Annotated in this window: 20 protein-coding genes and 1 riboswitch; of the genes, 13 read left to right on the forward strand and 7 right to left on the reverse strand. The window is 50.2% G+C overall.

All coding sequences use genetic code 11. The annotated features are described in order from the left end of the window. The first annotated feature begins 21 nt into the window (after nt 1-21). The 4 genes from GQS10_RS08310 (at nt 22) to GQS10_RS08325 (ending at nt 10057) form a co-directional block, all read left to right on the forward strand. The gene (locus GQS10_RS08310; protein WP_243735045.1) at nt 22-8370 is read left to right on the forward strand and encodes a pectinesterase family protein; all 8349 of its coding nucleotides are present in this window, start codon (nt 22-24) and stop codon (nt 8368-8370) included. A 258-nt stretch (nt 8371-8628) separates the two neighbouring features. Continuing rightward, nucleotides 8629-9207: a TetR/AcrR family transcriptional regulator gene (locus GQS10_RS08315; RefSeq protein WP_341805029.1), complete on the forward strand. Its 579-nt coding sequence runs from the start codon at nt 8629-8631 to the stop codon at nt 9205-9207. Further along, nucleotides 9204-9629 carry a DUF3995 domain-containing protein gene (locus GQS10_RS08320; protein ID WP_166240953.1) on the forward strand — a complete coding sequence of 142 codons (426 nt, stop codon included), beginning with the start codon at nt 9204-9206 and terminating at the stop codon, nt 9627-9629. The genes GQS10_RS08315 and GQS10_RS08320 overlap by 4 nt, the downstream gene beginning before the upstream one ends. Nucleotides 9630-9664: 35 nt before the next feature. Continuing rightward, a complete protein-coding gene (locus GQS10_RS08325; RefSeq protein ID WP_166240955.1) occupies nt 9665-10057 on the forward strand; it encodes a (deoxy)nucleoside triphosphate pyrophosphohydrolase in 393 nt (130 codons plus the stop codon). A gap of 37 nt (nt 10058-10094) precedes the next feature. Here the strand turns inward: GQS10_RS08325 and GQS10_RS08330 are convergent, their stop codons facing one another. From GQS10_RS08330 to GQS10_RS08355, 6 genes are read right to left on the reverse strand one after another with little or no spacing between them, the layout of a single operon-like run. After that, nucleotides 10095-11114, reverse strand: a complete 1020-nt coding sequence (locus tag GQS10_RS08330; protein ID WP_166240957.1) for a protein-glutamate methylesterase/protein-glutamine glutaminase — start codon at nt 11112-11114, stop codon at nt 10095-10097. Between the two features lie 6 nt (nt 11115-11120). Continuing rightward, nucleotides 11121-11936 (reverse strand): CheR family methyltransferase, encoded by an 816-nt coding sequence (locus GQS10_RS08335; RefSeq protein WP_166240959.1) that lies wholly within the window; start codon nt 11934-11936, stop codon nt 11121-11123. A gap of 60 nt (nt 11937-11996) precedes the next feature. Then, nucleotides 11997-13862, reverse strand: a complete 1866-nt coding sequence (locus GQS10_RS08340; RefSeq protein ID WP_166240960.1) for a methyl-accepting chemotaxis protein — start codon at nt 13860-13862, stop codon at nt 11997-11999. Between the two features lie 54 nt (nt 13863-13916). Next, entirely contained in the window at nt 13917-15647 is a 1731-nt protein-coding gene (locus GQS10_RS08345) for a methyl-accepting chemotaxis protein (RefSeq protein ID WP_166240962.1), read from the reverse strand. A gap of 20 nt (nt 15648-15667) precedes the next feature. Next, nucleotides 15668-16168 (reverse strand): chemotaxis protein CheW, encoded by a 501-nt coding sequence (locus tag GQS10_RS08350; protein WP_166240964.1) that lies wholly within the window; start codon nt 16166-16168, stop codon nt 15668-15670. A gap of 12 nt (nt 16169-16180) precedes the next feature. After that, nucleotides 16181-18262, reverse strand: coding sequence for a chemotaxis protein CheA (locus GQS10_RS08355; protein ID WP_166240965.1), 2082 nt, complete (start codon nt 18260-18262; stop codon nt 16181-16183). A gap of 94 nt (nt 18263-18356) precedes the next feature. Further along, nucleotides 18357-18449: riboswitch (cyclic di-GMP riboswitch) on the reverse strand. 359 nt (nt 18450-18808) lie between these two features. On the opposite strand from GQS10_RS08355, the gene GQS10_RS08360 reads away from it, so the two are divergent. From GQS10_RS08360 to GQS10_RS08380, 6 genes are all read left to right on the forward strand, one after another. After that, entirely contained in the window at nt 18809-18961 is a 153-nt protein-coding gene (locus tag GQS10_RS08360; protein WP_166240967.1) for a hypothetical protein, read from the forward strand. Nucleotides 18962-19223: 262 nt separating this feature from the next. Then, complete coding sequence (locus GQS10_RS23090; protein WP_243735046.1) at nt 19224-19346, forward strand: YjcZ family sporulation protein; 123 nt, start codon at nt 19224-19226, stop codon at nt 19344-19346. Nucleotides 19347-19397: 51 nt separating this feature from the next. Then, complete coding sequence (locus GQS10_RS08365; RefSeq protein ID WP_166240969.1) at nt 19398-19529, forward strand: sporulation protein YjcZ; 132 nt, start codon at nt 19398-19400, stop codon at nt 19527-19529. Between the two features lie 202 nt (nt 19530-19731). Beyond that, nucleotides 19732-20361: a DUF1796 family putative cysteine peptidase gene (locus GQS10_RS08370; protein ID WP_166240971.1), complete on the forward strand. Its 630-nt coding sequence runs from the start codon at nt 19732-19734 to the stop codon at nt 20359-20361. A gap of 76 nt (nt 20362-20437) precedes the next feature. After that, the gene (locus GQS10_RS08375) at nt 20438-21955 is read left to right on the forward strand and encodes a hypothetical protein (protein ID WP_166240973.1); all 1518 of its coding nucleotides are present in this window, start codon (nt 20438-20440) and stop codon (nt 21953-21955) included. Then, the gene (locus GQS10_RS08380) at nt 21952-23901 is read left to right on the forward strand and encodes a TOMM precursor leader peptide-binding protein (protein ID WP_243735047.1); all 1950 of its coding nucleotides are present in this window, start codon (nt 21952-21954) and stop codon (nt 23899-23901) included. Before GQS10_RS08375 ends, GQS10_RS08380 begins: the two co-directional genes overlap by 4 nt. Nucleotides 23902-24003: 102 nt before the next feature. On the opposite strand, the gene GQS10_RS08385 is transcribed toward GQS10_RS08380, so the two are convergent. After that, nucleotides 24004-24501, reverse strand: a complete 498-nt coding sequence (locus GQS10_RS08385) for a tyrosinase family protein (protein ID WP_166240975.1) — start codon at nt 24499-24501, stop codon at nt 24004-24006. A 302-nt stretch (nt 24502-24803) separates the two neighbouring features. On the opposite strand from GQS10_RS08385, the gene GQS10_RS08390 reads away from it, so the two are divergent. The 3 genes from GQS10_RS08390 to GQS10_RS23465 all read left to right on the forward strand — a co-directional run bounded on the left by GQS10_RS08390 (nt 24804) and on the right by GQS10_RS23465 (nt 26332). After that, nucleotides 24804-25532, forward strand: a complete 729-nt coding sequence (locus GQS10_RS08390; protein WP_166240977.1) for a hypothetical protein — start codon at nt 24804-24806, stop codon at nt 25530-25532. Between the two features lie 351 nt (nt 25533-25883). Continuing rightward, nucleotides 25884-26144, forward strand: a complete 261-nt coding sequence (locus GQS10_RS08395; protein WP_166240979.1) for a GAF domain-containing protein — start codon at nt 25884-25886, stop codon at nt 26142-26144. Beyond that, on the forward strand, nt 26141-26332 hold the full coding sequence (locus GQS10_RS23465) for a response regulator transcription factor (protein WP_166240980.1): 192 nt from the start codon (nt 26141-26143) through the stop codon (nt 26330-26332). Before GQS10_RS08395 ends, GQS10_RS23465 begins: the two co-directional genes overlap by 4 nt. Nucleotides 26333-26418 lie beyond the last annotated feature (86 nt).

Raw genomic sequence — 26418 nt, forward strand, 5'->3', positions numbered from 1 at the left:
TTCACTTTAGCCTTCAGCAGTATGGGTGAACTGAAAGTCTTGGCCAATGAACCATTGAACAGCCGAAACATTGACGTGTGGGATTTTGGGGGAATTCAAACCTCCGGAGAGCTATACAACAATCATATTACACCGGAAATGTTGGACAGCCAAACGACCATCAAATCGGGGACGTTTGCGACAACGGTATATGGAGATTTGACCGTAGCGAATCCGGTTTCAAGTGACAGATCGTATTATTATGGGCCGGATGGGACGACCCCAGGTGTGAATTCTTCCGGTTCATCGGGAACGCAGACGTTTAGTTATGATGACGGCTATACGGCAAACGGAATGTATTACGCCAATGGAACGGGAGGTACAGGGAGAAGGTTCTTGACTCTTGATCATGTGGTTGCAGGAGACAAAATTACGGTTTATGGCGGAACACATAATGCGTCAAGCGAAACCATTCACCTGGTTCATGCAGCAGTTAGCGTCGATGGAACCAACGTAACCGTAACGCCGGATCCTTCGGAAGCTCAGGATCATACCGCTGCTTTTGGCGGAATCGGACAAAAGGTTGAATTGGTCGCACAATACTCCGGCTCCTATCAAATCTATGTTTCGGCTGGTGCTGGCGGGAAACCTTATTTTCAAAGAGTGGTAAGAACTCCTGGAGTTAAGGTTAGCGGCTCTGTAAATTTGAACGGCAGTGACATTGACGCGGGCTACCTCGTCAGCTTCACCAACCAGACAACAGGGGACGCAACAACCGTTCATGTGAATGCCGACAATACCTTTGATGCCGTTCTTGCAACGGGCTATGATTATATTGCTACGCTTAAGGATGTAACGAGTTATCGATTTTCCGATGAAACGAAACTAATAAGCACCTCGACCTCTGATATTGCGTCGGGGAAAAGTGTTAGCTTAGATGTGATCGCTAACCAGCTTGTTACTGTAAGCGGTAACATTAAGGGCTTTGACAGCAGCTATGATGTTCGTGGATTGGAGATCACTTTTACTCCACCAGAAGGAAGCCTGGCATCTCCGATTGCCGCGACCATAAATACAGACGCGATGACATTTTCGGCTGATGTTCAGGATGGGATCGAGTATACAGCTGTGATGTCCGGCGTTAATGATTATGAAATTACGGATGGCGGCAGTATTCATGTAAGCGTTGACACCGTTCAGGATATTACAGTCGATGCAAAGGCGGTATATACGGCAGCGGGCCTATACCAGGGGTTTCCATCTACAGCTCAAGTTTCAAGCATTACATTTACTAATGTTGATGATGGATACATATACAAAGGCACTGTGACAAACGGCGGGTATTCGGTAAGCCTGAGAAACGGTGCGTACAGCGTTACAGCGGTAACCTCCGAGAATTACAGCACAAGCTCTCATGTCGTGATTAATGGTCAAAATACCAATAAGGATATTTTGTTTGTGAACAATACGGCCCCGGAGCCTCTCCCCTGGGTTCCAGACTTATATGTTGGGGATAGCTCCAAGCAAAATAACTACAATACCGTGAAGGAAGCTCTTGCTGCGGCAGCAAGAATGAACCCGACAGGAGAAGCCAAACGAATCACCATTCATATCGCTCCGGGCGTTTACAGGGAACAGCTTGTCATCAAAACTCCATTTATTACCCTTGTGAATTCCCATCCAAACCCAACCAGTGATCCAAGTACGCAGGCGAAGATTACGTGGTATTACGGGATTGGCTATAAGTACTACAGTATCGGAGCAGACGGGTTCTATAACGAGGAAAAGGCATTTGATAAGTATTCCAAGAATATCGCCAGTAAGTGGGGAGGTACCGTTTATCTCACCAGTACGGCTACCGATTTTAAAGCGCAAAACATCGTATTTGAGAATTCTTTTAATAAATACATTACTGAAGAGGAATTAGCAGATGGCGTGGAGCTTGCCAATGCAGAGGCAGGAACCACGATCAGTGTAGATCGAAAGATTTTCACAGACGTGACTTCAAAAACTGCGACAGAAAGAGCAGCGGCAATGCTGATCGAAGGAAACCGGGCAGAATTTGTGGGCTGTAGTTTCCTTGGAAGTCAGGACACTCTCTTTACCGGCGGCAGCGGTACGAATAGCAGCTACTTTAAAGACTCCTTTATCGAAGGAAATACAGACTATATTTTCGGTGATGGAAATGTAGTGTTTGATAATGTGACGTTGAACTTTGCCGGTTATAGTGATAAGGCTGTAGGTGGCTATATCACGGCGGCCCGAGATTCAGCAGCCTATGGCTATTTATTTCGAAATGCTACGGTAACTGCCGGCAGCAAAAATCTGCAGACCTCGGGATTTTTCGGAAGACCTTGGGGGGCAGGGGCAAAGGTAACGTTCGTAAACACCAAGCTGCAAAACGGCTCCATGATCGACCCTAGAGGCTGGACGGATATGTCGGGCCCGGCTGAAAATGCGAATTTTGCAGAGTACAACACGACTTATAATGGTGGAGCAGTAGATACCGCCCAAAGAAGAGCACCTGTTTTAACAGACACACAAGCTGCCGCAATCGATGTTACGGATTACTTTGGAGGCTGGACACCAACCTTCTATGCGGCTGACACGGAAACACCGCCAACTTTTAAAACGGCTCCTTTCTTTACAACAGACGATGATATTAACATTCCGTACACCGGAAATACCATTAGCTTAGGCTATGAATTTGAGCATACGAACGATAACCTGAACGACAGCTCGTTAATCCAGTGGTACAGAGTAAGTCCGGATGGAACAGAAACGTTGATCCAAGCAACAAAAGCGTATATTTCGAAAACCTACAAAATTACAAGTGGTGATATCGGCTTTTATATTAAAGCTGTGGTTACCCCTGAAACGGTGAAAGGCTTAAAGGGTACGCCGAATTCTATTCAGCTTGATAACCTGGTGCGAAAAGGGTCATCGGGTGGCGGCGGAAATGAAATTCCCGACGGGCAGCGTGTAAATATTTATGTAGCCGGCGATTCGACGGTGAAGACATACGGCCCAAGCTCAGATACAGGGGGCTGGGGAGAATATTTACAAAGCTTTTTTAACTCGGAAAAGGTGAATGTCGTTAATTATGCCAATGGGGGCAGAAGCTCCAGAAGCTTTATCAATGAGGGAAGTTTGGATAAAATTGCTTCGACCATTAAAGCCGGTGATTATTTGCTGGTTCAGTTCGCCCACAATGATTCCGCGAATCAGCAAGGATATTTGCTGGATAGATTCGTTTCCGTGGGAGAACCGGATGCAAATGGTATTTATCCTTCCATTCCGGGTGTGAAGGAAGCTACTCCGTTAACGCTTCCAGCGCAGTACGGGGCAGAGTATTATACTTATACAAGCGGTACCTTTAAGTGGTATTTGCAGCAGTATATCGATGTAGCGCGAAATGCGGGTGCGACACCGATCTTGGTAACTCCTGTTTCAAGACAATATTTTAACTCGGACGGCACCATCCGAACTCATCATGATGCAACCGATACAGCAACGGGAACCATTACAAGCGTCAACAATGCTTATGTAAGAGCTGTGGAGCAGCTGGGTGAGGAGCAAGGGGTTAAGGTTGTTGATATGTTTAGCTTAACAAGGGATGCTTTTGAAAAAGCGTACAAGAATGACCCTGCAGCCAGCAATGGATCGTCGCCATTAGCCAAGGCCGTAATGGTTGCCGGAGATTCGACCCACAATAATAAAATTGGCGGCTTTTATAACGGCGGTCTCCTTGCCAAGGAAATACAGGGACTCGGATATAACATCTCGAATTATGTCATTCCACCGATAAGAGTAGGCGGTCTGGATAGCAAGAACAGCGTGCAATTTGTAGTGGATTCACACAGTAATGTAAGTGTATACACTCCCGATGAAAGCGGGGTTTATACAACTCAGCCTGATACGTATTGGACGGATGAGACACAGGCTCTAATTGATCAGCTTTCTCCGGGATCGGAGCAGCCTATCATAACTTCCATCGTAAAGCCAGCCGATCGGACCGTCATGCAAGGGAATACAGCTGTTCTTCCACAAACGGTAACAGCCGTATATAGTGACGGAGCTCAAAAGGCTGTAGGAGTAATTTGGGATACGGTTGATACTTCCAAGGTTGGAACGATAGAGGTTCATGGAACCGTAGACGGTTTTGCCGCAGGAGTGACAATCAAGGTGACCATAACGGCAAAAACGAATCCGACCTCTACGATTTGGATCGTTGGGGACTCGACGGTAAGCTCTTTCTCGGATCATTATTATTATCCGCGTTACGGTTGGGGCACTCAGATTGGAAATTACCTGGACGGTTCATTCCATATCCAAAATATCGCCTTGTCCGGAAGAAGCTCAAAGAGCTATACCCTCGATCCGGAATATCAGACATTGCGGAACGGAATGAAGAGCGGAGATTATTTGATCATCGGATTCGGTCATAATGATGAAAAAGCTGAGGCGGAAAGGTACACGAATCCGAATGGAACTTATTTGGATTCAGGCTCCTTTGCGAATTCCTTGTATGAAAACTATATTAAACCGGCCCAGGCGGCAGGAACAAAAGTCATCCTTTCTACGCCAATTGTGAGAAGAACGGATTCCGGGGTATGGAGCAATTCTAATCTTCATATCACAGGCACATCAGGAGCGTTTGAAGGCGGAGATTATGCGCAAGCGATCAGGGATTTGGGAACAGCGCTTCAGGTGCCGGTTGTGGATATGACTACATTAACGAAAGCGCTATATGACGAGCTCGGTCCGGCAGAGACTCTCTATTTGCATGCGTGGACCTCATCCAAACCGGTCAGTGTAGATAACACACACACCAATATCTGGGGCGGGAAATACAATGCATTCCTTGTAACCAAGACGATAAAAGAACTTGGCGTAAGCGGACTTTCTGAACATGTGATTGATGCTGCGGCGCCAACGAAAGCAGATACATTAGTTTCTAATCCTGATTACCAAGACGCGCCATATACCGGTGAATTGCCGCAAAGCAGCTTATGGCCGGACCATGGGATCTGGAAAGGGACCGTATTTGGCGACGTAGGGGGGACTCCAAGCTCTGAAAACCAAACCCTCGAAACCGATGGCGATGGGAACATGCATATTTCAGTAGCCAATAATAAAGGAAAAATAGCAGGTTCGTCCGATGGAATCGCTATGTATTACTATAAAGTGCCTGCAAACAGCACATTCACGCTAACAGCGAAAGCGAAGTTGAATCGCTTTGAGCTGAATGACCAGGTATCCTTTGGTTTGATGGTTAGGGATGCCATGTTTATTGATTCCTATACAAAGGATGCTGTCGGCGATTATGTGGCAGCAGCACCTTTAAAGCTCACGAAGGCAGCGGCAGGAGGATTTTGGAATAGCTTCGCTAGAAAGAGCGGGGTTCTTACCCAGGGCGGAACCGCTGTAAACCCAATTGCTGCAGGAGATACGGTTGAGCTACGCATCGAAGGTACTGCGGATGGGTATATGGCTAAATTCGGTAACGAGGCAGCGGTTACCGGAGGATTTGATTTTAAGCTTACGAGTATTGATCCGGATTACGTATATGTAGGGATGTTTGCTGCAAGAAATGCGGATGTAACCTTTAGCGACATCAAGCTGCTGGTGGATGGTGTTGAGGTGACAGGAGACGACGTTGTCGAGACCCCGTCCGATGTGGCTGACCCGAATTCTACGAAAGACAGAGCATTGCGGAAATATGCGCTTGAAGGCTATGCAGCTGCTCAGGAGGTAACAGGAGGCGGATTGCTTTTAGAAACGTCCGAGCGTTACTTCAAAGTATCCACTGCTGAGGAGTTCCTAAAGGCCATTGATGCAGCGAAAACAAGCGGAAAACCAAGCGTTATCGAGCTGACGGATGATATTGCTTTAGGTTCGTTAGAAATTGGAACGGCCATCACAACCTATAGCAGCATCATTAAGCCGGCAAGCCATCAGCCGCTGCTGCATCCGAAGCTGATTCAAACCGGAGTGTCTACCTTGAAGCTTTCTGGAATGAATAACCTGACCCTTTTCTCTAAACATGGTGCAAAGCTGCTTCATACCACCATCGATATATCCAATTCCAGCAATATCATGATCCGTAACCTGGTGTTTGATGAGCTGTGGGAGTGGGATGAAGCGACTCAAGGCGATTACGACGTGAACGATTGGGATTACATCACCATTCAAGGAGGAAGCACAGGGATCTGGATTGACCACGCAACCTTCTATAAGGCTTATGATGGAATCGTCGATGTGAAGAAGGCGGTCAGCACCCGTACTTCCGATGTAACGATATCGTGGAGCAAGTTTTTACCGGCAAGTGAGGGCTCTTTCTTTGACGAAATGATGGGACTACTGGAAGCAAATCCGGAGAACTATCCGTATTACCATGAACTGCTGACGACTCACGGCATGAGCAAGGAACAAATTCGTCAATATTCGGCCGGTCAAAAGAAAGCACATTTAATCGGTGGTTCGGATACGGAGGCCAATACCTCTAACCTGAGAATCACGCTTGCAAATAACTACTATAAAGATACGATGGACCGGATGCCAAGGCTTCGCAAGGGATACGGACACGTATACAACACCATCATGGATGCTGCTGTGATGTACGACCTGAGAAATTCGTTAGCGGATGACTATGCAGCATCGAAGGTCGTTAGTAACGGTGCGATTTCCACTCAGGGTGCCTCCGTTCTGGTGGAAAACTCCTATATCAGCGGCATAACAAAAGCGTTGTTGAGCGGAAACGGCTCGAGTCCGGCGGGGTATATCGGAGCCATCAATAGCGTGTATGTGATGAACGGTGCCGAAACCGAGCTGACGGTAACCAATTCGTCCAATGCAGGACTCGTTCTGGATGCAGGCGCATTTAAGAATGCGCTGCCGTACAGCTATCAATTGTACGATGCCCAGTCGTTAGCGACTTCGGTGCTGCCTTACACAGGTGCAGGCGCGGTTTACATGTCCTCTGTTCAGTGGGAAAAAGCGGTGTATAACGATCTTGCGGATGAAGAGGCTCCAGCTTGGATTTCCGGCAGCTTGAACGCTTCCGATGTAACGAGCACCGGTTTAACTTTGACCTGGTCCGGCGCAACCGACAATGTTGGGGTGACCGGCTACAAAGTCTATCAAGGCGCAACGGATCTCGGTACCGTTACGGGAAGCACGTACCATGTATCAGGGCTGACGGCGGGAGCTTCCTATACCTTTAAGGTAGAAGCAGTCGATGCGGCAGGCAACTGGTCGACTAGCGGCCCAAGCCTAACGGTAATCGCTGGGGAAACACCGGTAGTCACAGACACAGCTGCGCCGGTATGGACGAATGGCCGTTTGACAGCGTCCAGCGTAGGGGAAACCGGCTTGACACTCAGCTGGAACGCAGCGAGCGACAACATAGGGGTAACGGGCTACAAGGTATATCGAGGAACCACACTGCTGACAACCGTGACCGGTTCGGTTTACACCTATCCTGTAACAGGTCTAGGGTCAGGAACGAGATATACATTTACCGTACAGGCAGGAGATGCAGCAGGCAACTGGTCGACTAATGGGCCGACCGTGACCGTAACCACAGACGATGATTCGGATGATGATTCCTCCGGTTCCTCGAATTCGCCAGCAGCGCCGTCCACGCCAGCAGCACCGGCTGTTCCAGCAACGCCTGCAACACCGGCAGCACCGACATCACCGGAAACACCGGTGCTGGTGGTAACGACGACTCCAGGTCAGCCTGCATTTGATTTCAGTAAACCGGAGTCGGTCTCCTTATTGAAGGAGGTTTTGGCTGAAAAGATCAAATCGTCTTCGAATCAACCGGTATCGTTCGAGGATGTATCCGATCATTGGTCGGCTGAAAGCATTCAAGTGTTCTCAAGGCTTGGGGTTGTTCATGGGTACGAGGATCGTACGTTTAAGCCGGATGCCAACATTACTCGCGGTGAATTTGCTGCGATCGTTGCCAAAACCTTCAATATCGGCATCGGCGGGGTGGAGGCTGCTCCATTCCAGGATATCAACGAAAACTGGGCGAAGGATGCGATCATGGCTCTAGCGTCAAATGGCATCATTAACGGATACGAAGATGGTACGTTCCGCGCGGAAGCGAACATCAGCCGTGCCGAAATGATCGCCATTATATCCAGAATCATCAATCTGAATACCGTTCAAGGGGCAAACAGCGCTACCTTTAACGATATCGGCGAGACATGGAATAAAGAGCAGATTAAAGCGGCGGCAGAAGCCGGCATTATCAACGGCAAGGGCGAGGGTTCCTTTGAACCGGATCAAAACTCGACCCGTGCTGAAGCATTAACCGTACTGCTGCGCTCCATCAAATTGAGCCCAGAAATAGCTGCGTTTATGGATTCGTTGAAATAAACTTTGCCGACACCTGAAATGGTAGACGCTAGCAAAATGTGGAGTGCCAAGCCGCGTTTTGCCTCCGTAAAGGATCAAAAAACGGGCTAAACATTCATTTCTTTGGATAAAGGTCGATCGGTTTTAATCCGGTCGACCTTTTCTTTTTTAAGTGAAATGATTGTTGTTTGTGTTGACTTTGTGGACGTTACCGTTCAGATGTTGCTCCGCTTTATGGTCATGGTGTAAAATTATCTAGACGATATCGTACAGAAAGGGGTGTTTCGAATTCCGAAAGTCATCGTAACAGAGGATCAATGGCTCGCAAAAGGGATGGAGAAATTCGCCGAGAGTGGAATCGACGGCATGGTGATTGAGAAGATGGCGGCGGAGCTTGGGTGCAGCAAGAGCAGCTTCTATTGGTATTTTAAAAATCGTTATGAATTTATCGCAAGGTTTGTCGAGCGCTGGGCTCAAATAGCGACGCAGCAAGTAATCCTGGAATCATCCGTTCTTGAAAAAACAGAGGAACAAATTACGGAATTGCTGGTACAGATGTTTTCGGTGACGGGGAAAGGAGATTTCTTATTTTATCTACGAAATCTAGCGAAACAGTACCTGTCCTTTCAATCGACGCTTGAGATGATCGAACGGAAACGAATGCAATATGCATGTGAGCTTTTTACAAAAGCAGGGATGCCTCCTCAAGAAGCTGAGCAAAAGTCATTCCTTTTATACCATTATTATTTGGGCTGGTATGAACGGCATAAGTACGAACAAATCCATCAAGAAGAGATTTATCGTCATATCGAAATGCTAAAAACTCAATTATTAGGGGTTAGGGGTGGAGAGCGATGAGTGTTATGGCTTGGATGGTGGGAGGAATTCTGTTTTTCTTAAGCGGCGTACATGTGTATTGGATGGCAGGTGGGAAAAGAGGGGTTTTGGCCGCGATCCCCAGCAAGGGTCTGGAATCACAATTATTATTTCGGCCAACCAAGCTTGATACAGGCTTTGTAGCTCTAGCTTTGGCATTAGCGGGATGGTTCGTCTTAGAGCTTGGGGAAGCCGTGGCTGGCATGTTATTTCCAAAATGGTTGATCCTATATGGTGGATGGATTTTATCCGCAGTGTTCCTGCTGCGATCCATAGGGGATTTTCGATGGCTCGGGTTTTTTAAGTCGAGGAAAGGAACCTTATTCGCCAAGTGGGATACGATGCTGTACTCACCGCTTTGCCTCTTGATCGGCATCTGTTTACTTATATTAAGCAGCAAATGAGGCATTTAGGTAGGCGTGAAAGGATGGAAGATACGATGAAAACGATAGATGTGGTGGGCGCGGTTATTACGAACGAGGAGGGGCAAATCCTTTGCGCCCTACGTTCGGAGAAGATGTCGCAGCCGGGCATGTGGGAATTTCCCGGCGGCAAGATCGAAAGCGGGGAAACGCACGAGCAGTCGCTCGTACGGGAAATCCGCGAGGAGCTTGGGTGTGAGATTCTGGTCGGAGAGCTTCTCTCCGACGATACCTACGAGTACCCGGCGGTGCGGGTAAGGCTGATCACGTATTTTGCCGCGATTGGTTCCGGAACGCCGGTGCCGAACGAGCATGAGAAGCTGGAGTGGGTCGATCGGGCGGACTTGATGCGGCTGGAGTGGGCGCGTGCGGATATTCCGGCGGTGGAGAAGCTGGTTGGCAAGAGGTAGGTGAACCAGAGCTAGCCCCCCCGCCCCCGACCTTGTCTCACAGCATACCGCAAAGCACCCTTGCCATCTGCTCCAGCGGCACCTGCTTCTCCACAGCCCCAAGCTCAAAAGCTGCCTTCGGCATCCCGTAAACGACGGAGGACGCCTCATTCTGACCTAGTGTGCGAGCCCCTCTGCGGCGCATAGACATAAGCCCTTTTGCCCCGTCATATCCCATCCCCGTGAGAATCAGCCCGAACCCATCAGCCCCCGCCTCCTTGGCCACGGAATCAAAAAGCACGTCTACAGAAGGGCAGTGCCCATTCACTTTGGCCCCCTGAAAGCATTCAAGCTTGTAGCGGCCGCCGAGCTTTTTCACCTTCATGTGCTGATCCCCGGGCGCAATATAGACATGTCCTCTCTGGACATAGAGACCGCTGCTGGCCTCCCGCACCTGAAAGGGGGTAAACTGGTTCAAGCGTTCCGCGAACATCCGGGAAAACACGGGCGGGATATGCTGTACGATCACGATGCCCGGCATTTCCGGAGGCAGCGCCTTCAGCAGGCTGTATATTGCCTCGGTGCCGCCGGTTGAGGCGCCAATCGCAATCAAACGCTGATCCGAGGCTTCACCCCCGCCAGACGTTACCACGCTTGGCTGCGATGAAGCCGTTCGCTGCTGCAGGACATTGGCTTTCGCGGCGGTTTTCACCTTGCTGATGAGCTCCCGGATGAAATCCTCAATGCTCTGCGGCGTTCGAATATCAGGCTTCACGAGAAAATCGACAGCGCCTGCATTCAATGCGTCGAACACGGCATTGCTGATCGTGCTGATCACGATAACTGGAATCGAATACTGCGGCAGCAGCCGCCGGATGAACTCAATGCCGTTCATTTTGGGCATTTCGATATCGCAGGTCATCACATCCGGTTCGAATTCCAATATTTTGTCCCGGGCATCATATGGATCCACAGCCTTCGCTACGACCTCGATGTTCGAATCCAGCATTAACCCTCGGGACAGCACCTCACGGAACACTAGAGAATCATCGACGACGAGTACCTTGATTTTCCTCATCCACCCTCATTCCTTTCGGTACACGGCAGGCATGATGTATTTATACTTCGTATGCTCGCGCTCGAGCGTCTCGGAATGGCCGATAAACAAGTAACCTCCGGGCTCGGTCCATTCATAAAATTTCTCAACGAGCTTGCGCTTTGTCGGAGGATCGAAGTAGATCATGACGTTGCGGCAAAAAATCACGTGAAACTTCTTTTTAAACGGAAACACAGGCTCCATCAGGTTAAAACGGCGAAAAATCACTTCATTCCGAAGCTCATTGGATACAGCGTACTTGCCTGGGCCCGCCGCCCGAAAGTACGCTCTCCGCCAATGCGCCGGCAAGGTTTGAATTTTATCTTCTTCATAGGTTCCGGCCTTACAGCTCTCAAGCACCTTTCCCGAAATGTCCGTGGCCAGCACCTTCGTATCCCAGGCAGACTTCTGCAGGCCAAAATAATCATCCATAATCATCGCCAGCGTATAGGGCTCTTCTCCAGTGGAGCAGCCTGCGCTCCAGACTCGGAGATCCTTATCCCTAACATAGCCTGACAATTTGGGCAGCACGTTCTCGCGGAAAAATATAAAATGCTCCGGCTCGCGCATAAAAAAAGTATGATTCGTGGAGATTTTGTCTGCGAGCACGAGCGCGGCCTGCCCGGAAGTATCGGCTTTCACATATTCAATATATTCGGTGAAGCTGGTCATATTTAACTGCTGCAAAACGCTGGCAAGCCGGCCCATGACCAGCGTCCTTTTCTCCGCTTTCAAGTGAATGCCGTAGTTTTCTTTAATGTAATGCACGAGCTGCTTGAACTCTTGGTCTGTGATGTTGATCATGCTTCATGGTTCACCTGCCTCGGCTAAAAAAGAGGGAGCGCTCGCTCCCTCTCGTTTCTTTTAATATTTACCAAATTCCGTGTCGCTTAACACAATTTTTTTCGTATTGTCCTTTGCCTTAGCTGCAGCAGTTTGTGCATATCCGCTGCTTTCTTCCGCATGCTTGCCGTTGCCGCCTCTGCTCATGGTTTCAAGAATTTGCAGCAGCTCCGGAGAGAGGTGTTCGGGGGTACGGTACGATGCGCCCGCAAATCCTTTTCTCAGCTTGAATCCTTCGACCTGTTCCTTCAGCAGCTGCGCCTGGCTGGACAACTCCTCGCTTGCTGCCGCGCTCTCCTCGGCGGTTGCCGAATTGGACTGTACCACTTGGGAAACCTGAATCAAGCCTTGGTTGATTTGCGCGACTCCGGATGCCTGTTCATTGGACGATACGGCGATTTGATCCACGAGCGAAGCGACCTGTGCGATGTCGCCGACGATCTTTTGCAGTGCGGAAGCCGTTTCGTTAGCGATCTTGGTGCCTGCGTCCACTTTTTTCATGGAGCCTTCGATCATCTCGGTCGTTTCCTTGGCGGCGTTTGCCGAACGGGCAGCTAGGTTACGAACCTCTTCCGCGACAACAGCAAAGCCCTTGCCGTGTTGTCCAGCTCTCGCGGCTTCTACGGCTGCGTTCAGCGCCAGTATATTGGTTTGAAAGGCGATTTCGTCAATCACTTTGATAATCTTTGAAATGTTTTCCGATGCCTGGTTAATGTCTCCCATTGCCCCAAGCATGTCGTCCATCTGCCTATTGCCTCTGCCTGCATTATCCTTGGCTTCTTCGGCCAGCAGGCTTGCCTTTGTCGCGTTCTCCGCATTCAGCTGCGTCTGGGCGGACATTTCTTCGAGCGATGCAGTCAGCTGTTCGATGGAGCTTGCTTGTTCCGTCGCTCCATTCGATAAGGTGATGCTGGACTCGGACATTTGTCCCGCGCCTGTCGCTACCTGCTCGGAAGCTGTGCGGATGTTATTCATCACATTGTTCAGATTGTCGGTCATCCGGCGGAATGCAGATCCGAGAACACCATACTCACCCTTGGAATTGGTCTCCACAGTTACATTCAGATCGCCATCCGCCATGCTCTCCGCGACATTGGCAAGCTTGTTCAAATTGCCGATCATGCGCCGGAATGACGCTGCAAGCTCTCCAACTTCATCCTTGGAGCCGGCATCGATGGAGACGTTCAGTTCATCATCCGCAATGCGATCCGCAACCCGGACCATCTCCCGGATCGGTCTGCTGATCATGCGCGAAATCACCAATCCTAGTGCGGCGGCAATCAGCACGGATATAACGACAATAGCGATCATGGACAAAATGGTCGTGTTGGCTTGAGCGGATAAGTCCTCGGATTTCTTAAAGCCATCGGATTCTTTATTGGTGAACAACTCGTCTATGAGCTCCGATATCTTCTGTGCAAGCGGATTCGCCTCGGAGTTGATCACGGCTACGGCCTGCTGCTTATTTCCTGACAATTCGAGCGCAATGGCTTTATCGAACACTTTATAATAGGTATCCAAAGATTTGGTTAAATCATTATATACATTACGCGTGGTGTCACTTTGTATGGAAGCTTCGAATCGGACAAGCTCCTCGCCAATCTTTGCGATATGGCTCTGAGCTGCCTCGGCATGTTTTTTCTTGTCTGCTTCGTTTTCAGCAAGCATCGTATCCTTCAGAGCGTTGCCCATCTGATGAAAGGCAAGGCCTGCTGTGCCAATATCCCCGATGGCGATGCCGTATCTTTCGTAAAGCGCGCTGTAATCTTTATCCAAGCTATTCATATTCACTACGCCGATCGTTCCCACAGCACCGGCTAATAAAGCGACGATGGCGAAGGATAGGAGCAGTTTTTGAGCGAGCTTCATATTGTTGAACCAATTCATAGGTTGAACCCTCCAGGGTATGTAATAGATGGAGTCTGCTCCAATTCAAAGCCATTAATATTTTCCAAACTCACCGTCGCTCAGCGATATTTTCACGGGCTTCACCTTAGCTGGCTTCGTCGCTGCCGCTTGCTCGTAATCTAGGCTTTCTGCGGTCGTACTGCTCATTCTCTCAATCATCCGCAGCAGTTCCGGGGACATTTGCTGCGATTCCCGATAGCTTGAGGCTCCATACGTTCTGCGAAGCTTGAATTTGCTCACCTGTTCATTCAGCAGCTCGGCTTGGCTGGATAACTCTTCGCTTGCTGCCGCGCTCTCTTCAGAAGTGGCCGAGTTTGCCTGCACCACCTGGGAGACCTGCATCAAGCCCTGATTAATTTGACTCACACCCGCAGCCTGCTCATTGGAGGAAAGTGCAATCTGGTTAACCAATTTGGCGACCTGGGAAATATCGTCAACAATTTGCTGCAGGGCGGACGCGGTTTCGTTTGCGATCTTCGTGCCTGACTCTACCTTCTTCATCGATCCTTCGATCATTTCCGTTGTTTCTTTGGCCGCATTGGCCGAGCGTGCCGCCAGATTGCGAACCTCTTCCGCGACCACCGCAAAGCCTTTGCCGTGCTGACCCGCCCTTGCGGCTTCGACTGCCGCGTTCAATGCGAGAATATTAGTCTGGAAAGCAATTTCATCGATAACCTTAATGATCTTCGAGATATTGGCCGACGCTTGGTTAATGCCGTCCATCGCCGCCAGCATTTCGTTCATCTGGCCGTTGCCTTTGGCCGCATTGCCTTTCGTTTCCTCTGCCAGTTGATTCGCTTTGCCCGCATTGTCTGCATTAAGCTGTGTCTGTACCGACATTTCCTCAAGCGATGCGGTTAATTCCTCGACCGAGCTTGCTTGCTCGGTAGCGCCATCAGAGAGGGTAATGCTGGACTCGGATACTTGTCTCGCACCGGACGCAACCTGCTCGGACGCTGTCCGAATATTGTTCATGACATTGTTTAAATTATCTGTCATTCGCTGGAACGCCGCCGCCAGTATGCCAACCTCATCCTTGGAGGTCACTTCAATCGCCACGTTCAAATCACCATCTGCAATGTTTTCGGCCACACCGACCATTTTGCGAATGGGATTGCTGATGATTCGGGAAATCAGGAAACCAAGCGCGATCGCAGCGATCACGGATATGGCTACAATGGTGATCATTGTTGCAATGGTTGTATTCGATTGATGTGTTAGCTGCTCTGACTTCATATCTCCATCGGACATTTTACTTTCATACAGCTTCGCTATGTATTCCGATGCCTTCACGGCCAACGGATTCGCTTCCGATTGAATCAGCTTGAAGGCCTGCTGTGTGTTTCCTTCGCGATCTAACGCCATGGCGTTTTCAAATGCCTTTTCATATTGCTCGAGGGTTTGCTGCAGCTGAATAAAATTGTCTCGTGTTGCCTCGCCTACGATCGAGACTTCAAATTGCTTCAACGCTTCTTTAATGATTGGAAGCTGTTTCCGCGCCTCCTCTGCGTATCGCTGCTTCTCTGCCGGATCTGCAGCTAGCATGACATCTCGAATGGAAGCACGCATATGGTGGAAGGACATCCCTGCAGAGCCGATATCGCCTACAGCGACACCGTACCTGACATAAAGCTCACTGTAGTCATTGTCCATGTTATTCATATTGACGACGCCAACCGTGCCCACTACGCCAGCCAAGATCGCTACGAACACAAACGAGCTGATCAGTTTACTGCCTATCTTCATATTGATGAACCATTTCATGGCGCACTCTCCCAGATGATTTATAAGTTATGAAGCTGTTCCAGCTCATGTTCGTTCAGCAGCTTATTGCAATCCAGCAGCAGCTTGGCGCCGCCGTTCGCTTTCCCGACCCCCATGACGTACTTCGTTCCACCGGTCTTAAGATCCGGCGGCGGAACAATGTCCTCATCGGCGATCCACAGCACTTCAGACACGCTATCGACGATCAGTCCGACGCATAGGTCTTCAATTTCAATCACGATAATACAGGTACGATCGTTATAATCGCGATAAGATTTCTTAAATCTCAATCTTACGTCCATGATCGGGATAATTCTGCCGCGTAAATTGATGATGCCTTTAATATATTCCGGCATTTCCGGCACCTCTGTAATCTTGTGCAGCCCTACGATTTCTTTCACGTATTGAATGGGGATGCCGTAGTGCTCCTTTTCCACGAGAAAGGTAAGAAACTTGCCCTTCAGCGTATCCTCAAACGGGCTGAATTCACTTTGCTGTGCTGACTCGGACATGCGTTCCATGTCATCCTCTCCCTATTTCGTAATCAAATGCGGAATATCGAGTATTAAACTGGTGCTCCCGTCGCTTAATAGGGTGCAGCCGGCGATTCCTGTCAAATTTCGTAGCCTTTTAATATATTGCGGGAGTGCCTTGACCACGACCTGCTGCTGGCCAAGCAGCTCGTCTGCGAACAGACAGACATGCTGCCCATCGATTTCTACCATGGTCAAAATTCCGTGATCGACATCGGTGACGTCCGAATGGAGATTAAACCGCTCATGCAGCCGAACGATCGAGTAGCATTGACCGCGTACCATGATCATTTCGCTGCCGTCCGGATCTACCATGATTTGCTCCCGCTGAGGACGAAACGATTCCTTGATAGAGGTAATCGGGAGGGTAAAGCACGACGAACCGACCTTCACGTTCATGCCGTCGATAATCGCGAGAGTCAGCGGAATTTTAATGGTGATGGCCGAGCCCCGTCCAGGATCGCTGTCCACGGAAACGGTGCCGCCGATGCTCTCGATATTTTTCATGACAACATCCATTCCTACGCCCCGGCCGCTGAATTCGGAGATACTGTCCTTTGTCGAGAACCCGGGCAGGAAGATCAGCTGGTATACCTCACGATCGGACATGTCCGCTTCGTTTCTGTAAAGCAGCTTGTTTTCGCGGGCTCTCTTTAGCAGCTTGTCCCGGTTCATCCCTCGACCGTCATCCCGCACCATAATGATGACCTCACTGCCCGTATTGCGAGCCTCCAACGTAAGAGTGCCGGTACGCGGCTTGCCTGCGGCTTCCCGCTCATCCCCGGTCTCCAAACCGTGGTCGGCCGCGTTACGCACAAGATGCATGAGAGGGTCGGTGATTTTGTCGATGACGCTTTTGTCGACCTCTGTTTCCTCTCCGATCAGCTGAAGGCGGATGTCCTTAGCGAGCTTTTTGGACATGTCCCGAACGACTCGATTCATCTTTTGGAAGCTGCTCTCCAGCGGCACCATGCGAATGGACATCGCCTTATCTTGAATCTCCTTGGTAATCTTCGTCAGATGCCTTGCTGCAAGCTGAAACTGCTCCAGCTGCTGCCCTCGCAGCTCGGGATGCTGGGTCACCATCGCTTCTGCAATGACGAGCTCGCCGATTAAGTCCATCAGCTCGTCCAGCTTGTTCACATTCACGCTCAAATAGCTGGCCTGTTGAGCTGCGGATGAGGACCGTTCCGGAGCGGCTGCCCGGGCCGTCTCAACCGATCCCTTCGATTCGGGTTCAGTGCGGCTGCCGCTTACTTCCACTGCTTCAGCCGTCGCCGGCTCCTTCTCCGATGCTGGGGGTGAAAGAGGTGAAGGAGATTGAGCTGGATCAGCCGCATCGCTTTCATAGAAGTGTAGTGACGTGACACCGTACGCGTCTTGTATGCATTGTCGGAGCGTATCTGCGTTTTGCTTGCTAGGAAAGCAAAGCTGGAAGCCGTTGCTCCGAATGTGCTCCGCCCCGGCCGATTCATATAACCATTCGTGCGGGTAATAGCTGAAGTCCGTCTCCAGCTCCGTCACGCTTTGAATGAGCTGGACGGCTCTGACGCTCTCCATCCCGACATCATCCCCGAAGAAGGCGACCGCTTTGAAGCCATTGGGCGGGATGGGGAGGCCGGCTGCATCCGATTCAGCGGTTTCCGAACGTGTCGAGTTCGACGAGTCGCCATCCGACTTGAGCTGTTCAAGATATGAGGTAATTCTGCTTACTAAGTCGGAGCTGTCCTCATCCGCAGCGTGGTCGTTCTTCAGCTTGAGCAGCTCGACCTTAATGAAGTCTCCTCCTTCAAGCACGAGCTCCGATAGCCTCGAATAGTCAGGCAGCGCTGGTTCCCGTTCTCTCAAATATGCAAAAAGATCTTCCATAGCATGCGATAGAGCGGCAATGTGGTCGAATTGCATCATGGTGGAAGAGCCCTTGATCGTATGCATAATACGGAAGATCTCATGAATTGCTGTTGCTGGATATGCGTTCATTTGCTCACATTCGAGAATGACGACCTCCAACTGCTCCAATAAGGCGGAATTCTCGAATAAATACATCTCTAGGATCGGGTCTAATTTAGAATGATCAATCATGAGCGCTCCCCTATGCGGTCTGACATTCAGTGGGTAAAAATAAAAAAACCTTTGTCCAAATAAAAAGACAAAGGAATGGCTGACAAATGTCAGCTGCTGCAACCCGGCTGCCGTAGTGCTATAAAAATAGTACTTTAGGCCCGTGGCTTTGCGTCCTAGTCTTTCGACAAGTTTGCCAAAAATATGAGTTTTTTCGACTAATATATTGCAATCATAAGCTAGGTAATTGGGCTTGTCAACGATTTGGAGAAGGGGAAAATATTCCATATCCACCTGAGGTCAAAAAGCTTGGTAATGAAAGCATGAAACAGAGGGAGCTAGGGTACCCGTTGATACCTTGCAGCGTAGTGTAGTATAGCGGAGTGCTATAGGGTTAGGTGGTATATGGGCCATATAGTTCTGGGGCTTCAGGAAAAAAAGGGGGTTGCTCCTTCGAGCATTGAGTTGTCCGCATTTTGCCTAGGTATGTCGACTGAACGGCGTATTTTCGATCGTATGCGGCATACTAAAGCACGTCCACTTCAAAAAGGAAAGGATGTGTCTCGCATGAACGAGCAAAAGCCCGAAAATGCCAAGAGAGAACAGGAAATCAAGTCATTGACGCCGGAGGATCGGCTGCAGATGACTTCAATCAGCGAAATTGCGGAGGAAGTTGTAAAGGATGTTTCGGATGAGCCTGAAAGACAGCGCTCTAAATAGTGGAAAGGCACAAAAAGCTGGACAAGCGGCATCGAGCTGCTGTCCAGCTTTTTGTTTTGCCGAACTACTGAAGCCCCTCGAGATGAATCGGTGTCTGTTCGTCAGGCATGGTGTGTTTATCACCGCCTTCACCCCGGAGTTACGGAGGATGAAAGGCCAAGCGATTATGTTTTCTTGAAATCGAATAGGCGGATATACAGTCAATTCAGCACGAAACTTTATAAGATAAGATCAGGCCAAGAGGGAAGGAGGAAATTTGACTATGGCATACGCAGGCGGCGCAGGTGCAGGAAGCTGTGTAGGAGGTAACATCTATACTTCCACGGGTGCAATCCTTGTACTCTTCATTCTGTTGGTTATTATCAGCCGTACAGTATTGTTCTAATCCTCGACGATCCATCTCAACCTATTCGATGAGAAGGGAGGGGAATTCAATATGGCATACGCAGGTGGTGCAGCAGGTGCAGGAAGCTGCGCGGGTGGTTTCGCGATCACTAGCACAGGAACGATTCTTGTATTGTTCATCCTTCTAGTTATCATTAGCCGTACCGTTTTCTTCGGCTATTAATCACGATTTCTCAGACTGCCGGCCTTCGTCGGCAGTCTGCACTTCCCCTCTCCGGCAGGAGCCTCTGAATACATACCGGAATCGGTTTAACCGGGTTATGGATTAGGATGTTGAACTTGAAAATCAGCTTGTAGAGAGCTTTGTTGTTGGCAGTTTGGCATTGTTTATTTACATGTGAAAATTTCTAATAGAGGTGAGAGGCTTGAAGTGGGAAGATTGCCGAGGAAAATATAAAGCATTTATAAGTCTCGGAACCACCTGCCAGACCGCTCACCAGCTGAAACGGCTGAAGCTGCGGAACTCCAGCGGCCCGTTGGATTGGTTCATGTCTCCCTTCGCAGAGGATGTAGCCAAATTGCTGGACTCTCGTTTCAAAGGATTTATGGAATGGAACAATCTTCAGCTGATGGGCACTGCGCAAAATTATTATATCGTGAGGGACACTGCCTATCAGATCGAGTCCTATCATGATTTCCCCATGACCTACAACCCTGTGTCGTGGGGCACGCCTTACCCCCAATTTAAAGACACCATGCAGCGGCGGATCAAGCGCTTTGTAAGCCTCGTTCAGAAGAACGCCCCCTTGTGTTTTGTTCGCATTCAAACTTCCAAAGCAGAAGCAGAGCAGCTCGATGCCGCATTGTGCAGGCTGGCGCGCAGACCTTACCGCCTGCTCATTGTAAACCTCCACCATCAACAAAATCGGAATATTACTTTTGAGGACTGGGGATTAAAGCGTGTCGCCAGCGTGAGCATTCCACACGGAGTGGACTGGAAGGGCTCCGACGAAGCATGGAGCACGATAATGAGGGGATTTTCTTTATCGTCGTAGTCGTCATCATAATGCAAAGCGTGTCGGCATAGGTTGAGAGGGATGTCACAAGAAACTATCGGGGTGGGCGAGAAACATGAACGCTGATCAAAACCAACCGATACTGCTGGTTGGAGCGGATGGTATCGTTTCGATAATGACGGATGTATTATCGGACGCTGGCTTCACAGTCACAGGGGCTTCCACTGAAGCATTTCGAAGTGAAAGGAAAGCAGCGGATTGGAGCACGTTCATGGAGCCTTTCCCTATTATTATATATGCGGACGAAATGGACTATCCCTATGAAAATACCACTCTCCAGCACATTTGCCGGGAGCAGCAGCTGGTTCTGCTGCCTATCCATTTCATACGAAGCGCTGCCATCGTTGGACCAATCGTCGACCAAGCTTCACCAGACGCATGGGATTCCGCAAGGCGGCGTTTGCAGCTGCACAGAAGCGAGCTTGCTGGTCCGCGCTTGACCTCCGCTGCTGCAAAGCATTTTGCAGCCTGCCTCGCAGTACATATGCTGGAAAGCTATAGCCATCGAGATTCAGCGCTGATGAATTCAATATACAGGATTAACCTCCCTACTCTTGAAGTTGAGCTTCACCACTTCCTGCCGCATCCACTGACCAACAAAATCTCCCGTCCTCTTCATTGGAGCCGGCTGGATGCAGCCCGTCCCGCCAGTCTCGCGAGTACCGCCGATCTAGCTGATGAACTCCATCCCGACGAACCACATTCATTGCAGTGGGAAGCCTTATTTAAACTTTTCGAGGCATGGACCTCGGAACGAACCGGCATCCTGCTGAGCTGGTCGGAGGAAGACCTTCCCCAGCTTCCGCTGGCTTTATGCCGTGTGCAGGCTTCCGATCCTCAAGCTGGTGGACCGGCTGATTCGCTGCCCGCGTCAATCGAAGCTGGCATCACGCATATCGAGGCGCGCCAGGAAGCCGGGCTGTCCGGTCTAGAGGCTTATCTTGCTGGGCTTGCCGCAGCATGCGAGGGGCATGAACAGCTAAGGGCTGCGGGGATCGGGGCGGGTACAACCTCATGCGAAGCAATCGGCCGCGCGCTGCAGAAGTCATTGATGGAAAGACTGGAGCGCCGATGCTCAGGCCCTATTCCTCCTGCTGCCCTGGAAATGACAATCGATCCCATCGAGGATCGGCACTGTCTGTTTTACTTGGACTCTCTTACCCTCCTAAAGGAGGGACAGCCGCCCATCATCGCCCAGGGCGAGGCCTGCGAAGGCTTCCCCGTCTTTTGGATTCAAATGGATAACGGGTGGCTGGGTGCCGTGGACCTGAATCCTACCCTTGCCCTGCGTCGGGCTTTGCTGCAAGCATTATACGTCAAGCAGCTCGGAAGCTCAGGCCCAGCGGGCCCTTCATGGCCTTTTGCCTTTGATGTCCAATTGAATCAAGCTGGGACACCGCATTACATAGACATCCCAGAGGTGTCATTTCCTTATACCTCGGTGACCATTCAGAAAGCCGTGGACATCGTAAACGAACGCGAGCGGCCGGTTTGTTTTGCAGAGCTGCGGCTCGATGCAGCTTTAGACAGCCTGAAAACGTTCGCTGTATGCTGGGAGGAGGAGCCTTCATGATGGAGCTTCACAATCCAACCGTTGTCGTATACGGAAGCGGCCGGTTAGCTCAATTTACAGCCGAAGCTTTAGCACGCAGCCGCCTGCAAATCGAGCAAAACGAGCAGCTCGATCAGCCCTCTCCCGCAGCTGATTTCGCCCTTGTGCTGGCGGATGATTGGCAGCCCGAAATGCTTGTCCAGGCGGAGCACCTTCTGCGGGCTGCAGGGCTGCCTTGGATCGGCGCCTTCGCTGGACTGGCCGAAGGGGTGGTCGGCCCGCTCGTGCTGCCGGATACCCCCGGCTGCTCACAGTGTGCGGAGCTGCGCCGAAAGACAGCTGGCCGAGACAGCGAAGAACTGCTGCAAGCCCAATATCAGCTCCTGATGCATGGGCAATTGTTGAGGGAGCAGCCTTTGCCGGACCGCATCCTGAAGCAAATGGCCCTGCTGCTTTGTCAGGAGACGGAGCTGTTTCTGCAAAAACAGCAGGGTTTTACGCAGGGAAAGCTCTACATTATGAACCTCTCCACGCTGGAATGTGGCCTGCACGCTTTTTTGCCTGATCCAACGTGTTCGGTTTGCAGTGTACTCCCCGAGGATTCGCAGCAGCTCGCGCAGCTCACACTTCCATTAAGCCCGAAGCTAAACCGTGATGTCTATCGTTCTACGTCCCCGGAGATGCTGCAGGCTGGCTTGCTGGACCTTTATGTTGATAGTAAAACCGGATTGCTGCACAGTCCGAAGATAAATCCGTACACACCATTTGCGGATGTCGTGCTGGAGCTGGCCTCTCCGCTTGGAGACGAAGCGGTAGGCGGACGTTCTCATTCCTATAAGGCGAGTGAAACGACCGCAGTGCTGGAGGGCTTGGAGCGGCTATGCGGCATGGCGCCGCGCGGCAAAAAAACAGGGGTATTCGACTGCTACCGCAATCTCAAAGAGCATGCTCTCGACCCGCTCACTACAGGGGTATACAGCAGAGAGCAATATGCGAGTCCCGATTTCCCTTATGAGCCCTTTGATCCTGACCGTGAAATCCCATGGGTCTGGGGCTATTCCTTCCGCCGGTCATGTCCGGTTCTTGTGCCGGAGCAGCTTGCCTATTACAGCGGGGGCGAAGGGTTCGTCCATGAATTTTCCAACGGCTGCGCGCTGGGCGGAAGCTTAACCGAGGCTGTTTTTTACGGCATATTGGAGGTGGTGGAACGCGATGCGTTCCTCATGACCTGGTATGGACGGCTGCCGCTTGCCGAGCTGGATCCCTTCACCGCTGGCGACACCGAACTGAAGTTGATGCTGATACGGATAAAAGCCATCAGCGGCTATGAGGTGCGCCTCTTTAACGCTGCGATGGAGCATGGCGTCCCAAGCATCTGGGGGATAGCCAAGCTGACGGACGGCCAAGGCCCGAACCTCATCTGTTCGGCCGGAGCCCATGTGGACCCGATCCGCGCAGCACGCAGCGTCGTCTACGAGCTGGCCTCGTCCATCCCTGTGATGCAGGAGAAATACAGTGAGCATAGAGAGTCAATCCTCTCTATGCTGAGCGATCCTTATCAAGTTACGCAGATGGAGGATCATGCTCTGTTATACTGCCTGCCGGAAGCGGAAAGCCGTCTGCAATTTCTATTGCATCAAGAGCGAGAGCCGAAAGCTTTCCACGAGGCCTATCAGCGCACAGCTCCCTATGAAACGATGAAGGAGGAGCTCGAAGCGCTGCTCCATCGCCTAGAAGCCCATGGCTTTGAAGTCATTGTTGTGGATCAAACCTCACCAGAAACCTTGAAAAAAGGGCTGCACTGCGTGAAGGTGTTGATTCCGGGCATGCTTCCAATGTCCTTCGGTTACGCCTTTACTCGTCTCACGGGCTTGAGCCGTGTGCTCGAGATTCCTGAGAAGCTCGGCTTCACAAACCGGCCTTTAACCCCTGAGCAATTAAATCCGCATCCCCACCCCTTTTTATAAAAAATGAAAAGATCTCCTCCAATAACAAACCCCGACCACTGAATGACACCTCCAACCGGTAGATGGTTACTACCCAGTGGGGCGTTCAAGGCCGGGGTTTTCTTATGAATTACGAGTTCGTCTCCTCCTTCTGCTGATCCGCTGCCAATCCCTCCACCAACGATCAATAAGCCCATGCCAGTTATAGAAAAGGGTGCTTCTCGGGGCAAGGCTAATGAGTCCAAAATCAGGATCACGATACACCTCTGCACCGATAACATGCACGGAATCGTGAAGGGACGACATCAGCAGAAATCTGCCCAGCTCCTCGGACGAGCGAAACGACGCGAGATTCCGAGTGATGCGATCCTCTGCTTCTTGAAGTCCTTGGTTCCACATAGGGTGGCTGCGAATTTCCGCAGGGATCGAGGACCAAGCGGCCACGCTTCTTCTATCGAGCCCTTGGGCATTGTACCACTGCAAGGATCTCCGCATAAAATCGCGGTGAAAGCGAAGAAAATCGGCTCCATCGCCTTGACGCATATTCATCATATTCATATTGCTGTGCCATTGGAAATGCTCATCAAGCAGGCGCTGCGGGTAATTAGGAATCGTTGCCATACAATCACACACCCTTTTTTTACAAATATATTCAGCAATGGGTGGGTTGTGTTTGGGCGAATCGAGGAGGATGCCGAGGCTAGCGGGCGACGATGGGGAAGGACCTTCCCTTTCCTAGTTATCGGACGGATTAATGGAGACCGTTGTTGGTGATAATAACCAAAAAAGGTGAGGTCTCCTAACCGATGCCGAATTATATCCCCTACTTGGTCCTAACCCTGATCAGTCTGGCTATCTTAGTAACCATGATGATTCATAAACGGCAGTTTGGACTAATCGTATTATTTTTAACATTTTCAGGAATGATATATGTTTTTGAATTTTTTATTATGGTCTGGTGGAACAGCTACGAATATTTCCCGAGAGTTCTTCCCATCCGCTATTATGACAACGTCGTAGGGGCGACAGTATCGAACTTGTTGATTGTGCCGGCACTTGGAACGCTGGTGGCGGTTTACAGACTTCGGTGGGGCTGGATCGTTTTGTTCGCCACGTCTTTAGTCAGTGTGGAGTGGTTGTTTACCCAGTTGAATATCTATGAACCTCATTGGTGGAAAAAGGGGTACACCTGGATTGGGCTCGTCTTCTTTTTTTACTTAATTCGAATTTGGCTGGGTCAGCTGAAAGAGGGGCACAACTCCTTTCGTGTTATCAGCTTGTGGATGCAGGCTTGGAGCGGTGTGGGCACGGTTTTGTTCATAATGAGTGTTTTGGGTATGCGATATTATCAAATCGGTTTTTTTGAAGATATGTATCGGGATGACGTCTTTACATCATCAATCATGGGGATATTGAAATCGGGCGTTTTTGCTGTATTTGTTGCTTGGTTCAAGAAAGCTAAGTGGCGTTTGCTTGCCCCCGTCTTGGTTTTTGCTGTTGATCTCCCTTTATATTATGCGGGCATTCTAATGGTCAATATCCCGTTCTGGATCTATACGGTCATGTATATGGTGCTGGCCGTGCTGCTGCTTTGGTGGAACAGCTACGCTTATCGCTTCCTTAAGCAGCTGTCCGACAAGCATTTGCTGTAATGCATTCGTCAGGCTGAGGATTCAATGGAAAGATGAGATTTACTTGAGAGGCGGCACTAGCCATTAAGGCTGGTGCTTATTTCATGTTATGGGAAAGGGAGCCGCAGATGATTACTACACCTGGGTATCGATACCTCCAACTCGTATACGAAGATGAAAATATTAGGATATGCTATGCGTATTCCGAACATTTGGATCGAGTTGTACTGTGGAAAATGGTAAAAGAAGGTCCGCTCGCCATGGTTGAGAATGCGAAGCTGATCCATGAGTACGAGACGTTGCAGCCTCTCCCGATGGATCGGGTTTTGAAACCGCATACACTTTTGCGTCAGGGATTTAGGCGAGGTCTTTTTGCCTCGGGATGAGGGGACGGGCGGGGATGGAAAACGTACGCAGGCGTTTTCTACGCTCTGTGTGCCGATCATGGAAGAAGAGCGATTATGCGGCTTACTCTACGTGGAGAACAAGCTATTACCGGGTGTTTTTGCAGCGGATCGGCTTGGTGTGATGCGCATGGGCGCGATGCAGTTATATTATGCGATGCAGCTCGAGACGACTCACCAGGGCCGGAACCGGTTACTGCCGGGCAATCTGGATATCGCTAGCCTTTGACAGAACAGGAGCTTGAGGTGCTGCAATACATGGCTTTAGGCCTGCCTAATAAAGCGATTGCCCGGCAGCTGTTTATCTCCGCGGAAACGGTGAAGTCGCATACTCGCAACATTTACGCGAAGCTAAAGGTAAAGAATCGGATTCAAGCCATTGAAGCGGGAAGACGGCTGCGTATCATTTTCAGCTGAATGCTTGGTAAGGCGGATGAATCATTCCGTTGTAGGTGAAGAGAATCAAACATGTCGTACTAAAAAGGCACCCACCAACGAAGGTC

The sequence above is a fragment of the Paenibacillus turpanensis genome (genome assembly GCF_011421635.1).
Classification (GTDB): Bacteria; Bacillota; Bacilli; order Paenibacillales; family YIM-B00363; genus Paenibacillus_AK; species Paenibacillus_AK turpanensis.